At 71.3% G+C, this 13898-nt stretch carries 13 protein-coding genes; 9 read left to right on the top strand and 4 right to left on the bottom strand.

Annotated features, from left to right (window positions below; genetic code table 11):
• Positions 1-61: 61 nt before the first annotated feature.
• Entirely contained in the window at positions 62-1348 is a 1287-nt protein-coding gene (locus HSO01S_RS06150; RefSeq protein ID WP_066039704.1) for an adenylosuccinate synthase, read from the top strand.
• Positions 1349-1562: 214 nt separating this feature from the next.
• On the opposite strand, the gene HSO01S_RS06145 is transcribed toward HSO01S_RS06150, so the two are convergent.
• Positions 1563-2723 carry an FUSC family protein gene (locus HSO01S_RS06145; RefSeq protein WP_066039703.1) on the bottom strand — a complete coding sequence of 387 codons (1161 nt, stop codon included), beginning with the start codon at positions 2721-2723 and terminating at the stop codon, positions 1563-1565.
• Between the two features lie 71 nt (positions 2724-2794).
• Between HSO01S_RS06145 and HSO01S_RS06140 the strand changes: the two genes are divergently transcribed.
• Positions 2795-3361 carry a MarR family winged helix-turn-helix transcriptional regulator gene (locus HSO01S_RS06140; RefSeq protein WP_066039702.1) on the top strand — a complete coding sequence of 189 codons (567 nt, stop codon included), beginning with the start codon at positions 2795-2797 and terminating at the stop codon, positions 3359-3361.
• A gap of 76 nt (positions 3362-3437) precedes the next feature.
• Here the strand turns inward: HSO01S_RS06140 and HSO01S_RS06135 are convergent, their stop codons facing one another.
• Positions 3438-4031 carry a maleylpyruvate isomerase family mycothiol-dependent enzyme gene (locus tag HSO01S_RS06135; RefSeq protein ID WP_169799952.1) on the bottom strand — a complete coding sequence of 198 codons (594 nt, stop codon included), beginning with the start codon at positions 4029-4031 and terminating at the stop codon, positions 3438-3440.
• 159 nt (positions 4032-4190) lie between these two features.
• Between HSO01S_RS06135 and HSO01S_RS06130 the strand changes: the two genes are divergently transcribed.
• The 4 genes from HSO01S_RS06130 to HSO01S_RS06115 all read left to right on the top strand — a co-directional run bounded on the left by HSO01S_RS06130 (position 4191) and on the right by HSO01S_RS06115 (position 6732).
• Positions 4191-4826, top strand: a complete 636-nt coding sequence (locus tag HSO01S_RS06130; RefSeq protein WP_066039700.1) for a GNAT family N-acetyltransferase — start codon at positions 4191-4193, stop codon at positions 4824-4826.
• A 60-nt stretch (positions 4827-4886) separates the two neighbouring features.
• Positions 4887-5306 (top strand): organic hydroperoxide resistance protein, encoded by a 420-nt coding sequence (locus HSO01S_RS06125; protein WP_066039699.1) that lies wholly within the window; start codon positions 4887-4889, stop codon positions 5304-5306.
• 149 nt (positions 5307-5455) lie between these two features.
• Entirely contained in the window at positions 5456-6394 is a 939-nt protein-coding gene (locus HSO01S_RS06120) for a DMT family transporter (protein WP_245635911.1), read from the top strand.
• Positions 6395-6396: 2 nt separating this feature from the next.
• Positions 6397-6732 (top strand): chorismate mutase, encoded by a 336-nt coding sequence (locus tag HSO01S_RS06115; RefSeq protein ID WP_066039698.1) that lies wholly within the window; start codon positions 6397-6399, stop codon positions 6730-6732.
• 148 nt (positions 6733-6880) lie between these two features.
• Here HSO01S_RS06115 and purL read toward each other — a convergent pair whose 3' ends face one another.
• The gene (gene purL, locus HSO01S_RS06110; protein ID WP_066039697.1) at positions 6881-9175 is read right to left on the bottom strand and encodes a phosphoribosylformylglycinamidine synthase subunit PurL; all 2295 of its coding nucleotides are present in this window, start codon (positions 9173-9175) and stop codon (positions 6881-6883) included.
• Between the two features lie 194 nt (positions 9176-9369).
• Here purL and HSO01S_RS06105 point away from each other — a divergent pair, with 194 nt between their 5' ends.
• The 3 genes from HSO01S_RS06105 to HSO01S_RS06095 all read left to right on the top strand — a co-directional run bounded on the left by HSO01S_RS06105 (position 9370) and on the right by HSO01S_RS06095 (position 12507).
• Positions 9370-10530, top strand: coding sequence for a LolA family protein (locus tag HSO01S_RS06105; protein WP_066039696.1), 1161 nt, complete (start codon positions 9370-9372; stop codon positions 10528-10530).
• A 44-nt stretch (positions 10531-10574) separates the two neighbouring features.
• The gene (locus HSO01S_RS06100) at positions 10575-11588 is read left to right on the top strand and encodes an ABC transporter ATP-binding protein (RefSeq protein ID WP_066040029.1); all 1014 of its coding nucleotides are present in this window, start codon (positions 10575-10577) and stop codon (positions 11586-11588) included.
• Positions 11589-11697: 109 nt separating this feature from the next.
• On the top strand, positions 11698-12507 hold the full coding sequence (locus HSO01S_RS06095) for an ABC transporter permease (RefSeq protein ID WP_066040028.1): 810 nt from the start codon (positions 11698-11700) through the stop codon (positions 12505-12507).
• Positions 12508-12528: 21 nt separating this feature from the next.
• Here HSO01S_RS06095 and HSO01S_RS06090 read toward each other — a convergent pair whose 3' ends face one another.
• Positions 12529-13818, bottom strand: a complete 1290-nt coding sequence (locus HSO01S_RS06090) for a DUF4190 domain-containing protein (protein ID WP_066039695.1) — start codon at positions 13816-13818, stop codon at positions 12529-12531.
• Positions 13819-13898: the final 80 nt, after the last annotated feature.

The raw sequence follows: 13898 nt of genomic DNA, 5'->3' as shown, positions 1-13898 counted from the left end.
GAATCAGCTGTCAACCGGCACCGTTCGTCGGACACTGACATCGGACCCGGAAGGATTCCACATGCCAGCGATCGTCCTGATCGGCGCCCAGTGGGGCGACGAAGGCAAGGGCAAGGCCACCGACCTCCTCGGCAGCCGCGTCGACTACGTCGTCAAGTTCAACGGCGGCAACAACGCCGGCCACACGGTCGTGGTGGGCGACAAGAAATACGCCCTGCACCTGCTGCCCTCCGGCATCCTGACCCCCGGGGTCACCCCGGTCATCGCCAACGGCGTGGTGGTCGACGTAGAGGTGCTCTTCCACGAACTCGAGGCGCTGGGTTCGCGCGGCGTCGACGTCTCGCGCCTGCTGGTCTCGGCCAACGCGCACGTGATCACCGCGTACCACCGCACGATCGACAAGGTCACCGAGCGCTTTCTCGGCAAGCGTCAGATCGGCACGACCGGTCGCGGCATCGGGCCGGCCTACGCCGACAAGATCAACCGCGTCGGCATCCGGGTGCAGGATCTGTTCGACGAGGGCATCCTGCGTCAAAAGGTCGAGGGCGCGCTCGACCTCAAGAACCACATCCTGGTCAAGGTCTACAACCGCCGGGCGATCGCGGCCGACGAGGTCGTCGACGACCTGCTGTCGTACGCCGAGCGGCTGCGGCCGATGGTCGCCGACACGGCGCTCGTGCTCGACCGGGCGCTGCGCGACGGCAAGACCGTGCTCTTCGAGGGCGGCCAGGCCACGATGCTCGACGTCGACCACGGCACCTACCCCTTCGTCACGTCGTCGAACGCGACCTCGGGCGGGGCGGCGACCGGTTCCGGCGTCGCGCCGAACCGCATCGACCGGGTGATCGCGGTCGTCAAGGCCTACACGACCCGCGTCGGCGCCGGCCCCTTCCCGACCGAGCTGCACGACGAGTCGGGCGAGTTCCTGCGCTCGAAGGGCTTCGAGTTCGGCACGACCACCGGGCGGCCGCGCCGCACCGGTTGGTACGACGCGCCGATCGCGCGTTACACCGCGCGCATCAACGGCGTCACCGACTTCGTGCTCACCAAGCTCGACGTGCTCACCGGGCTCGAGCGCATCCCGGTCTGCGTCGCCTACGACGTCGACGGCGTGCGGGTCGACGAGGTGCCGGTGTCGCAGAGCGACTTCCACCACGCCGTCCCGATCTACGAGGAGTTCGAGGGCTGGTCGGAGGACATCACGGGTGTCCGTTCGTTCGATGACCTGCCGCCGGCGGCCCAGCGCTACGTGCTGGCGCTCGAAGAGATGAGCGGTTCGCGCATCTCGGCGATCGGCGTGGGTCCCGACCGCGACGCCATCGTCACCCGCCACGACCTCCTCCCCTAGCCCCGGCCCCACCTCCGCCGAGAAGTCACTTTCACGTCCAAAACCCCCGGGATGGACGTAGAAGTGACTTCTCGCCAATCCCCACCCCCCACCTCCGCTCCGACCCCACCCCCACCTTCGTCGAGAAGTCACCTTTACGTCCAAAACCCCTGGGGTGGACGTGAAAGTGACTTCTCGATGAAGTGGGGCTCGGGGTGGGCGCCGGGCGTTGGGATCAGGGGTCGGTGCGAGCGTGCGGGTGGTGGCCGGCGCGGGGACGGGAGCGGGCGCGGGAGGCCGCCAAGGTTGCCACGAGGCTGACCGCGATGCCGACTGCGGCTCCCAGGAGGGTCTCGAGGGTGCGGTCGCGCAGCAGCGCCACCTCGTCGAGCGGGTGCGCGAGCTGCGACATGAGCAGCGCTAGCGGGGTCACGAAGATCATCGTCACGCCGTAGTTGCGCATCACGAACAGCTCGGCGCCGACCTGCAGCAGCACGACGGACACGATCAGTTCGAGCTGCGCGGCCGTCGAGCCCGTCGCCGATCCGGATGCGGCGGACACCGCCAGCAGCACCGCCGCGAGCCCGACGCCGACGAGCGTGCCGAGCACCCGCTGCCCCGCGCGAACCAGGTGGCCGGCGGTGTCGGCGGCACCGAGCGCGGCCACCGCCGAGACCATCGCCCAATACGGATGCCCGAGCCCGGTCGCGGTCGGGATGGCCCCGGCGATCAGCACCGCGGCTCCGACGGCGGCCACCTTCGCGAGCTCGCCGGGACGATTCGCGGTGGCGGCGAACGAGATCGCCAGCCGGGTCGGCTCGCGATTGCGCCAGCGGGGAAGGGCGAGCCCCGCCGTCGAGATGATCATCGCGACGACCGCGCTCACGGCGGCGAGCACGAAGGCGGTGAGGATGCGGCCGGCGTCCGCGGGCACCGACGCGCACGCCGCGAGCGCGAACACGAAGAACAACGCCCCGGGCGGATGCCAGTCGAGCGCGTCGGCCACGAAGGTCGCGCCGGCGGCGATCACGGCGACCACGGGCAGCACGATCCAGTCGCGCGCACCCGAGACGCTCACGGCCGTACCGATCACGACGGCCAGGACGAGTCCGACGCCTGCGCTCGCCTGCATCCGCAGCCGGGTGACGTGCGTGTGAGACCGGCCGTAGAGGGCGGTAAACGCGCCGAAGACCGCGTAGAGCGCGAGGTCGATGTGGCCGGTGGCGTAGAGGATGCCGAGCGGGATCGCCACGGCGACCCCTGCGCGGAGCGCGACCCAGTGCGCGCCGCCGTGCGGCCCGAGCTCGACCAGCCGCCGGGGGTGCGGAAGCAGCTCGGCGCGGGTGGTGCTTGTGGTGCGGGCGGCGCCGGCTGGGCGGGTGGGGCTGGTGGTCATGCGGTCTCCTGTCGACGGCGGGCTCCGTCGACCGAAAGTAGTTTACTCGTGAACTACTGTACCCTGAACTCGTGCCCACCGAGTCCCCCGCCCCCGTTCCTGCCCCCGTTCTCGCCCCGGAGATCGAGGCGGCGACGGACGTCATCAATGGAGTGCGGGCCGCGTGGGCGGGACTGCATCCCGAGCTCGACACCGCGCCCATCGACGTGATCGGCCGCATCCTGCGCGCCTCGGCACTCGTGACGCGAGCGGGCGACGAGTTCCTCGCGCGCTACGGGCTCACCCGGGGCGAGTTCGACATCCTGGCCGCGCTCCGGCGGCAGCCCGAGCCGCAGTCGCCCGGATCCCTCCGCACCGTCGCTCTCGCCACCGGCCCCGCCACGACCAAACGCCTCCGCTCGCTCGAAGCCCGGATGCTCGTGGACCGCTCGCCGAACCCCGCCGACGGACGCGGCGCCTTGATCAGCCTGTCGGCATCCGGAACCGCCCTCATCGACGAGGTCTTCCCCGCTCTCCTCGCGGTCGAGCGGGAACTCCTGACCGGCATCCCCTCAGGGGTGCGACCCGGGCTCGTGGACGGTCTTCGAGCTCTTCTGGCCAGCCTCGAATCCCACCCCGAGGCGCCGACGACGGACTAGGCCGCCGCCGGCAGAGCCGGAGCCGCGATGGGCGGACGGGCCGGCGGGCGGATGGGCCGACGGCGGCGCCCAGAGGTCAGACGACCGAGAAGCCCGCGGGGAGGGCGCCCCGGCCCGTGAGGGCGGCGAGGAGCAGCTCGCCGTCGCCGCGCATCGCCGCGATGCCGGCCGCGAGCTCGAGGGTGGCCGCGATCGCGTCGGGTGATTGACCGTGCGGCAGCCCGGTCGCCCGGCTGATGTCGATCGAGTGCACGATGAGCTCGAAGGTGCGGGTGCGGAGGTACTCCGGCAGCTCGATGCCGAGGCCGCCGATCGAGACGATCCGCTCGGGCGGAGCGGCGTCGACGAGCGCCATGGCGCGCGAGAGCGCATCCGCGATCGTCTGCGCCGGGTCGGCTCCGAGCCAGATGCCCGCCTCGACCCCGCGCGCGGCCACGGCGACCGGGTCGGTGAGGTCGCGGTAGACCCGGGCGTAGTAGCCCTCGGCGTTCTGCACGTTCGGGTAACCCGGGTCGTCGAGCAACAGGTAGCTCTCGACGGTCAGGATGGCCCGGGTCGTGTGCCCCACGAGCGAGCGCAGGCTCCATTCGCCGAGCGCGACGGAATCCCACTGGTCGTCGTCGATGCGGGTGACGAGGTCGTGGAACGCGGTGGCTGAGTGGAAATACATGGCGGCGCTGCCCATGGCTCAATCGTGGCACAGGTGCAGACGAATTCGTTCCGGCCGACGGGCGCCCGGAACCGCCCGACGGGCGCCCGGAACCGGTGCTGTGGCGCCCGCACGACGACCGCTACCCGCCCACGGGCCCCCGGATGCCAGACTTGGGCCATGCCAGCCACACGTCCCGAACCGGCTCCGCTCGAGGGCCGGTACATCCGTCTCGAACCACTCACCCCGGCACACCTGCCCGAGCTGTTCAAAGCGATCGGCAGGCCCGAGGTCTTCGCCGGGGGCTACGGCGGCGGCCCCGCGGGCTACCGCGCGACCGAACCCGAGTTCATCGCCTGGGCCGGGCGCTACTACCAGTGGGACCGCGGCAACCCCTACGCCATCCGCCTCGTCGGTGGCCCAGACGCCGGAACGCTCATCGGCACCTCGACCCTCGGCGACTTCGTGCCGGCGCTCGAGGCCGCGCACATCGGCTGGACCGCCTACGACCCCCGGGTCTGGGGCACGGTCGTGAATCCTGAGGCAAAGCTCCTCCTTCTCGGTCTGGCGTTCGAGCACGGTTTCGGTCGGGTCAAGATCCAGGCCGACGTGCTCAACACGCGCTCGCGGGCGGCGATCGCGAAGCTCGGCGCCACCTTCGAGGGCATCCATCGACGCGATGTTCCGCGCGCCGACGGGAGCTGGAGGGATTCGGCCGTCTTCTCGATCATCATCGACGAATGGCCCGAGGTGCGGGCCGGTCTGGCCGAACGTGTGGAGAACCAGGGCGGCGGCCGACCTGTGCAGTTGTCGTGAGCGCCGCGCCCGGCTGCGGCGAGCGTGGCGCGGGGCGCGGGAAGGTGATGGGATAGCGGCATGGAAGCTATCTACACTGCAATCGCACACGCATCCGGTGGCGGACGCGACGGCCACGTCCGGAGCGAGGACGACCGACTCGACTTCGACACCCGCCCGCCCAAGGAGATGGGTGGATCGGGCGAGGGCACCAACCCGGAGCAGCTCTTCGCAGCCGGCTACTCGGCCTGCTTCCTCGGCGCGGTGCACGCGGCCGGGCGCGAGCTCAAGCTCGACACCACCGACGCCGGCGTCTCCGCCAGCGTCTCGATCGGCAACAACGACGCCGGTGGGTTCGGCCTCGCCGTCGAGCTCGACGTCTACGTTCCGAACGTCACGCCCGACGAGGCCCGGCAGATCGCCGACAAGGCGCACACCATCTGCCCCTACTCCAACGCCACCCGCGGCAACATCGACGTGAACGTCGCCGTCGTCGAGTAGCTAGGAACCCCGGCCACCAGGCCGACCACGAACAACGGCTACCCAGCCGACCACGAACAACGGCCAATGCACCACGTGCAGACGCCATTCCTCCCCGAGAGCACCCTTCGCGCGGGCCCGATGTCGGGCCCGCGCGATACTCTCGGGCAGTGACACCGAAACGCTCCACCGTCGTCCTCCAGTTCGCCGCGCTCGGGCTGATCTGGGGAGCGAGCTTCCTCTTCATGAAGGTCGCGCTCGGCGGCATCTCGTTCGGCCAGGTGGCGTGGACCAGGCTGGTCCTCGGCGCCCTCACCCTCGCCGTCCTCATCCTGATCACGCGCACCGCGCTGCCGCGCCGGCCGATCGTGTACCTGCACTTCGTGGTCATCGGGCTCTTCGGCTGTGCCGCGCCCTACCTGCTCTTCGCCTGGGCCGAGCAGTACGTCACCTCGGGCCTCGCCAGCATCTACAACGCCGTCACCCCGATCACGACCGCGCTCATGGTCACCGTCGTCTTCCGGGTCGAGCGCCTCGACCGCTCGCGGGTGCTCGGCGTGATCGCGGGCATCGCGGGAGTGGTCGTGATCATCGCCCCGTGGTCGTTCGCGGTCAGCGAGGCCGCCCACGGAGACCTCGCCCTCGAGCTCGCCGGTCAGCTCGCCTGCATCGGATCGGCGCTCTGCTACGGCTTCACGTTCGGCTACATCCGCCGGTTCATCTCGACCCGGCACCCGGTCAGTGGCCTGACCGCGGCGTTCCTCCAGGTCGGGATGGGGGCGCTCATCCTGCTCGTGCTCACTCCGGCCGTCGCGCTCGGCCCGATCTCGCTCGACCCCGCGATCGTGGTGAGCCTGGTCATCCTCGGCGTGCTCGGCACAGGCGTCGCGTACTACTGGTACATGAACGTGCTGAACGCCTGGGGCCCCACCGCGACCTCGACGGTCACCTACCTCACGCCGGTCGTCGGCGTGGCGCTCGGCTTCCTGCTGCTCGGCGAGACCCTCAGCTGGAACGCGCCGCTCGGCGCCCTCCTGGTCTTCCTGGGCATCGTCCTGGCACAGGGCAGGCTGCGCCTGCCGCGGAGGGCCTCGGCCGCTAAAGTTTGAGCATGGCTGAAACGACGGCGTCCACCGAGGGATTCGACAGCAAGGCGGATGTCTACGACCGCCTCACGAGCATCCGGCAGTCGATCGACAACATCGACGCCGCCCTCATCCACATGCTCGCCGAGCGGTTCAAGTTCACCCAGACGGTGGGCCGGCTGAAGGCCGAGCACGGGCTGCCGGCCGCGGACCTCGAGCGGGAGGCGCGCCAGATCACACGGCTGCGCGGCCTCGCCGAGGAGTCGCACCTCGACCCGGCGTTCGCCGAGAAGTTCCTCAACTTCATCGTCGCCGAGGTCATCCACCACCACGAGCGCATCGCGGCCGACACCGCCGAGTAGAGCGTGCGTGCACGAACGGGCTGAAATTCGCCGCTATACGTGCATATTGCACGCGTGACCGCGAATATCAGCCCGTTCGAACATCACCGGTGCCGAATGCCCTAGTTCGGAAGCCTCAGCTCCCGAAGAACGCCACGGCGCGGCAGCCTCAGCCCCCGACGACCGGCCCGAACTGCTCCGGCAGCGCTGCGCGGTGCGTGCGCGACAGCTCGGCCAGCGGCACCTCGAACTGCCCCTGCACCTCGAGCGTGCCCGACTCCGCGTCGGTCACGCCGATCCGCAGCACCGGGATGTCGCGTCCCGCGCACAGCCCCTTGAACTTCACGTCGTCCTCCCGCGGCACGGCAACGAGCACGCGTGCGGTCGACTCGCTGAACAGCGCGTCCGACACCGACACCCCGTCGCGCTCGACGATCTCGTCGAGCCAGACGCGCGCGCCGATCCCGAACCGCAGCACCGACTCGGCGAGGGTCTGGGCGAGGCCGCCGTCGGACAGGTCGTGGGCCGAGTCGATCAGACCCTCGATCGCACCCGCCTGCAGCAGCGACGCCAGCGCAGCCTCGGCCGGCAGCGAGACCTGCGGCGGGCGACCGCCGAGGTGGTCGTGGATGACGCCGGCCCAGGCCGAGCCGTCGAGCTCCGAGCGGGTCGTGCCGAGCAGGTACAGGTTCGACCCCTCGTCCTGCCAGCCCGAGGGCACGCGGCGGGCGACGTCGTCGATCACGCCGAGCACGGCGACCACGGGCGTGGGGTGGATCGGCTGCGAGCCGGTCTGGTTGTAGAACGACACGTTGCCGCCGGTGACCGGGATCTCGAGCTCGAGGCAGCCGTCGGCGAGGCCCTCAACGGCCTGCGAGAACTGCCACATCACCTCGGGGTTCTCCGGCGAGCCGAAGTTGAGGCAGTCCGAGACGGCGACCGGGGTCGCGCCCGTGACGGCGACGTTGCGGTAGGCCTCGGCCAGCGCGAGCTGCGCGCCGCGGTACGGGTCGAGCTGGCAGTAGCGGCCGTTCGCATCCGAGGCGAGGGCGAAGCCGAGGCCCGACTCCTCGTCGACGCGCACCATGCCGCCGTCGTCGGGGAACGACAGCGCCGTGTTGCCGAGCACGTAGCGGTCGTACTGGTTGGTGATCCACTCCTTCGACGCCATGTTGGCCGAGCCGATCAGGCGGAGGAACTCCGACCGCAGCTCGTCGCCCGAGGTGGCGCGGGGCAGCACGGAGGCCGAGGAGGCCTGCAGCTCGTCGATCCACGAGGGGTAGGCGACGGGGCGCTCGTAGACGGGGCCGTCGACGGCGACCGTGCGGGGCTCGACGTTGACGATCTCCTCGCCGTGCCAGTTGATGACCAGGCGGCCGGTGTCGGTGACCTCGCCGAGCACGCTGGTCTCGACGTCCCACTTCGCGGTGACCGCGAGGAAGCCCTCGAGCTTGGAGGGCTCGACGATCGCCATCATCCGCTCCTGGCTCTCGGACATCAGGATCTCCTCGGCCGTCAGCGACGGGTCGCGCAGGAGGACCTTGTCGAGCTCGATGAACATCCCGCCGTCGCCGTTGGAGGCGAGCTCGGAGGTGGCGCACGAGATGCCGGCGGCCCCCAGATCCTGGATGCCCTCGACCAGCGAGCCGCGGTACAGCTCGAGGCAGCACTCGATCAGCACCTTCTCGGCGAAGGGGTCGCCCACCTGCACCGCGGGGCGCTTGGTCGGGCCGCCGGCCGAGAAGGTGTCGGAGGCGAGGATGGATGCTCCGCCGATGCCGTCGCCGCCGGTGCGGGCCCCGAAGAGAACGACCTTGTTGCCCACGCCGCGCGCGTTGGCCAGGTGCAGGTCTTCGTGCCGCAGCACGCCCACTGAGAGGGCGTTGACCAGCGGGTTGCCCTGGTAGACCGAGTCGAAGTAGGTCTCGCCGCCGATGTTCGGCAGGCCCAGGCAGTTGCCGTAGAACGAGATGCCGCTCGTGACGCCATGCACCACACGGGCGGTGTCGGGATGCTCGAGCGCGCCGAAGCGCAGCTGGTCCATCACCGCGACCGGGCGGGCGCCCATCGAGATGATGTCGCGCACGATGCCGCCGACGCCGGTCGCGGCGCCCTGGAACGGCTCGATGTAGGAGGGGTGGTTGTGCGACTCGACCTTGAAGGTCACCGCCCAGCCCTCACCGACATCCACCACACCGGCGTTCTCGCCCATGCCGACCATGAGGTTCTTCTTCATCGCCGGGCTGACCTTCTGGCCGAACTGGCGGAGGTAGATCTTCGACGACTTGTAGGAGCAGTGCTCGCTCCACATCACCGAGTACATCGCCAGCTCGCCGCTCGTGGGGCGGCGGCCCAGGATCTCGCGGATCTTCGCGTACTCGTCCGCCTTCAGCCCGAGGGCTTCGTAGGGCTGCTCCCTCTCGGGGGTCGCGACGGCGTTCTCGACGGTATCGGCAATGCTCACGCGGCCAGGACTCCTTGAGTTGCGGGGGTGGGATGCGCATCGATTCTACCGGGCCGCGAAGGGGGGTCGGCGGGCGCCGGATGCCGAGCAAACTCCCGGGTGCGAGGCGTATCTTTCCTCTCATCGGACGGCGCATCCCGAAGCGCCCGACGGCAGCGGCCCGGCAGCCGCCCTGCAGCACGGAGGAGATCGACATGGCACGCACCTGGACACGATGGATTCCCGCGATCGCGGCCCCCGCGGCGGTCGCCGTGGTCGTGGCAGGAGGCTTCGCCGCCAGCGCCTCGGCCGACCTCCCGCAGAAGAGCGCCGAGCAGGTGCTCGAGCTCGCCGCGGCCTCCGACGTCACCGCCTTCTCGGGCACGATCGAGCAGAGCGCCGACCTCGGCCTGCCGGATCTGTCGAGCGTGCCGGGCGGTGCGGGCGCAGGCAGCGGCTCCGGCTCGGGCAGCGGCGGCTCCGGTTCCGGTAGCAGCGGCTCCGGCTCGTCCGCCGATGCCACGGCCTCCGTGACCAGCGCCCTCGAACTCCTCACCGGCAGCCACTCGGCCCGCGTCTACGCCGGCGGGCCCGGACTCCTGCGGGTGCAGGTGCTCGACCAGCTCGCCGAGCGCGACGCGATCCTCAACGGCAGCGACCTCTGGCTCTACGACTCCAGCGACGACAGCGCCGTGCACGCGACCCTGCCCGACCGCAGCGCAAGCGACGGCGACTCCGATGCCGCCACCCCGCTCGAGACCGGCACCATCCCGACGCCCGCCCAGCTCGCGAAGCAGTTCATCGACGCGGTCGACCCCTCGACCGACGTCTCGCTCGGAGCCGACACCTCGGTCGCCGGCCGCGACGCCTACGACCTCGTGCTCACCCCGCGCAGCTCCGAGACGCTCGTCGGCTCGGTCTCGATCGCGGTCGACTCCGAGACCGGACTGCCGCTGCAGGTCGAGGTGCTCGCCCGCGGCGCCTCGAGCCCGGCATTCAGCGTCGGCTTCACCTCGCTCTCGCTCGACACGCCCTCAGCCGACCTGTTCTCCTTCAACCCGCCGGCCGGCACCGACGTCACCGAGAAGACCGTGACCCCGCACGAGGGGGCCGGAGCGCACGACGGCTCGGGCTCGCTGCCGGAGTCGCAGAAGCCGACGGTCACCGGCACCGGCTGGAACGCCGTGGTCGAGGCCTCGATCGGCGGCGACCTCTCGTCGCTCAAGACCAACCCGCTGTTCGCCCAGCTCGCCACGCCCGTCGAGGGCGGCGACGCGCTGCAGACCACGCTGGTCTCGGTGCTGCTGACCGACGACGGCCGGGTGCTCGCCGGAGCGGTTCCGGTCGAGACGCTCGAGCAGGCCGCGGCCGAGTGACGGATGCGGCCGAGGCCGGCACCGCGGTCCGGCCCGGCGACCGGGTGACGGATGCGGCCGGCGCCGACGCGGCCGGCGCCGAGCCCGCCATCCTCACCCGCGGCCTCACCAAGCGCTTCGGCCGCTCGACCGTCGTCAACGGGGTCGACCTCACGGTTCCGCGCGGCTCGGTGTTCGGGTTCCTCGGGCCGAACGGCTCGGGCAAGACGACCACGATCCGCATGCTCCTCGGGCTCGCCGGGGCGACGGCCGGCGACATCCGCGTGCTCGGTCACGAGATGCCCGCCCGCGCGGCCACCGTGCTCCCGGGCGTCGGCGCCCTGATCGAGGGCCCCGGTTTCTACCCGTACCTGTCGGGCGCCGCCAACCTCCGCCGCCTCGACGCGGCCGACGGCTTCGCCCCGCACGCGACCCGCGCCGCCCGCGTCGACCGCGCCCTCGAACGGGTCGGGCTCGGGCACGCGGCCGGCAAGAAGATGCGCGCCTACTCGCTCGGCATGAAGCAGCGGCTCGGCATCGCCAACGCACTGCTCGCCCCGCGCGAACTGATCGTGCTCGACGAACCGACCAACGGACTCGACCCCCAGGGCACCCGCGAGGTGCGCAGCCTCATCCGCTCGCTCGCCTCCGAGGGCACCACGGTCTTCGTCTCGAGCCACCTGCTCAGCGAGATCGAGCAGATGTGCGACCACGTCGCCGTCATGCGCGCGGGGCGGCTGGTGGCGCAGGGCAGTCTCGACGAGCTGCGCAGTGCCGGCCAGGCGCGCGTGCGGCTCGAGGTCGTGACGGCGGATGCGGCCGCGGCCGAAGCGGTGCTCGCCCGCCTGACCGCCGGTGCGCCCCGCATCGAGTCGGTGCCCGGCATCGAGTCCGCCCCCGGTTCGACCGGCGGCGAGTGGATGCTCGGGGCCGCCCTGCCCGACGGCCTGCCTCCCGAGACGATCGTCTCCGAGCTCGTCGCCGCCGGCGTGCGGGTGCGCGGATTCGCCGTGGAACGGGCCTCGCTCGAGGAGCTGTTCGTCGAGCTGACGGGGGAGGGGTTCGACGTTGTCCAGTGAATCGACGGGCGCCGTCCCGACGGCAAGCCCGGTCCCCGCGGAAAGCTCACGCTCCGCAGCGAACCCGGCTACCGCATCCGCACTCGACGCCCGCCGGCCCCGGCGCGCGATCGGCCTCGGCTTCTTCCTCTCCGAGCTCGCCGCGCTCTTCCGGCGCAAGCGCACCTGGGCGATGCTCGCGGCGCTCGCGGCCGTGCCCATCCTGATCGCCGTCGCCATCCGCGTGACCGACGGCGGAGACGGCCGGGGCCCGGCGTTCCTCGACCGCATCACCCAGAACGGCCTCTTCGTCGCGATGACCGCGCTGGTCGTCGCGATCCCGCTGTTCCTGCCGCTCACGGTCGGCGTGGTCGCCGGCGATTCGATCGCGGGTGAGGCGAACGCCGGCACGCTGCGGTATCTGCTGGTCTCGCCGGTCGGGCGCATCCGCCTGCTGGTCGTGAAGTTCGCAGCAGCCGCGGTGTTCTGCCTGGCCGCGACCGTGACGGTGTCGCTCGCGGGCATCCTGATCGGGGTCGCACTCTTCCCGGTCGGGCCGGTGACGCTGCTCTCGGGCGACCAGGTGAGCGTCGGCGAATCGCTGCTCAGGTCGCTGCTGATCGCGGCCTACGTGACGGTCGGGCTGCTGGGGCTCAGCGCGATCGGGCTGTTCATCTCGACGCTGACGGATGCCCCGGTCGGCGCGATGGCCGCCACGGTCGTGATCTCGATCGTGGCGCAGGTGCTGGGGCAGTTGTCGCAGACCGAGTGGCTGCATCCGTGGCTGTTCAGCTACCACTGGCTCGACTTCGCCGACCTGCTGCGGCAGCCGGTGGACTGGTCGTCGTTCGGATCGAACGCGCTGCTGCAGCTGGCGTACGTGGCGGTGTTCGGGGCGCTGGCCTACGGCCGCTTCACGACGAAGGACGTGCTGTCGTGAAGCGGCCGCGGCCGGCGCGGATTATTCGCCGATGCCCTTGAGGGTGCCGGTGACCTTGCCGCTGGGGTCGAAGACCAGGCAGCTGATCAGGTGGTCGTCGCCCTCGGTCCAGGAGGACTCGGTCGGCTTGTAGTACGTGAAGTCGTGGAACGACTCGTCGTAGGGGATGCCGACGAAGGTCTCGAAGGCGTCGCGGCAGCCGGCCTCGCCCTGGGTCTCGATCGCGTCGTCGCCCGGGAAGGGGCCGCCGGGTAGATCGAAGTCGTAGTAGACCTCGAAGTCGTGCGGGGCCGAGCAGTCGACCAGGGGCACCTCGGTGATCTCGGTACCGGTCTGGTCGTCGAGGCAGTCGCCGACGGCGAGCGCGAAGACGTCGGTCTGGGTGCCGTCGGATCCGGAGTCGCTGCTGCCGCTTCCGCCGCTGCCGTAGTCGTAGTCGTCGGTCGCGGCGGTGCCCGCGACGACCGCGATCACGATCGAGAAGATCACGAAGATCGCCGTGAGGAGGGTCAGCGCGCCACCGACGATGACGCCCGCGAGTGCCGGACCGTTCTTGTAGCCGGCCTTCTTCGACTGGCTGAGCGCGATCGCCGAGATGATCAGGCCGATGACGTTGGCGATGATCGAGACGACGAGGCCGATGATGCCGAGCGTCTTGCCCGGGAAGTCACCGGGCGCGAAGCCGGCCGCGGGCGGGTAGGAGCCGGGGCCTCCGGGCTGGCCGGGCTGCTGGTACGGGGGGTGCTGCTGCTGGGCGCCGGGCTGCTGGGCGCCGGGCTGCTGGGGGCCGGGCTGGCCGGTGCCGGGGTAGCCTCCGGGCTGCTGCGGGCCGCCGGGCTGCTGCGCGCCGGGCTGGCCTGCGCCGGGGCCCTGGTACGGCGGGTAAGGACCGCCGGCCGGGGGAGCGGGCGGGGTCGGGCCGCCGACGGGAGGTACGGGCGGGGTCTGGCCGGCGCCGGGCTGCTGTTGGCCGGGCTGGCCACTGTTCTGGCCATAAGGCTGGGTCAGTCCCGTGCCCGAGGCGGCGCCCGCGCCACTCGTGGGCGCGGCGGGCGGCGGCGGGGTGATCGGCGTCGTCGGGCCGGTCGGTGCGGCGGGCGAGGTGGCCGAGGGAGTCGTGCCCGTGGCGTGGGTGTCCTCGTCGATCGCGTCGGATCCGATCCCCTCGGTGCCGCTAGCATCGGCGTCGCTCGTGCCCGCCCCGCTGGTGGGGGCCGCGGCGGGCGGGGTCGCCGGAGGGGTGTCCGGGCCGGCGCCGGTGGGCGAGTCGTTCTCCTCGGGGGAGCTCGGCGGCTGGTTCTGGTCGCTCATCGTCTACCTCTACCTCGTCAAAGAGTTCCGCAGCATCGGATTCCGGCGACACACCGGACCTGCGGTTCCCCCGACGCTAC

It is taken from the genome of Herbiconiux solani NBRC 106740 (assembly GCF_001571005.1).
GTDB classification, from domain to species: Bacteria; Actinomycetota; Actinomycetes; order Actinomycetales; family Microbacteriaceae; genus Herbiconiux; species Herbiconiux solani.
Note: the sequence above shows the minus strand (reverse complement) of the source record. Positions and strands in the feature narration are given on the sequence as shown.

Excerpts from the sequence above, each read along its gene's own strand:
- HSO01S_RS06130 (WP_066039700.1), top strand. The coding sequence starts at position 4,191 with ATGCCAGCCACACGTCCCGAACCGGCTCCGCTCGAGGGCCGGTACATC.
- HSO01S_RS06125 (WP_066039699.1), top strand. The coding sequence starts at position 4,887 with ATGGAAGCTATCTACACTGCAATCGCACACGCATCCGGTGGCGGACGC.
- HSO01S_RS06145 (WP_066039703.1), bottom strand. The coding sequence starts at position 2,723 with ATGACCACCAGCCCCACCCGCCCAGCCGGCGCCGCCCGCACCACAAGC.
- HSO01S_RS06105 (WP_066039696.1), top strand. The coding sequence starts at position 9,370 with ATGGCACGCACCTGGACACGATGGATTCCCGCGATCGCGGCCCCCGCG.
- HSO01S_RS06135 (WP_169799952.1), bottom strand. The coding sequence starts at position 4,031 with ATGTATTTCCACTCAGCCACCGCGTTCCACGACCTCGTCACCCGCATC.
- HSO01S_RS06150 (WP_066039704.1), top strand. The coding sequence starts at position 62 with ATGCCAGCGATCGTCCTGATCGGCGCCCAGTGGGGCGACGAAGGCAAG.
- HSO01S_RS06115 (WP_066039698.1), top strand. The coding sequence starts at position 6,397 with ATGGCTGAAACGACGGCGTCCACCGAGGGATTCGACAGCAAGGCGGAT.
- HSO01S_RS06090 (WP_066039695.1), bottom strand. The coding sequence starts at position 13,818 with ATGAGCGACCAGAACCAGCCGCCGAGCTCCCCCGAGGAGAACGACTCG.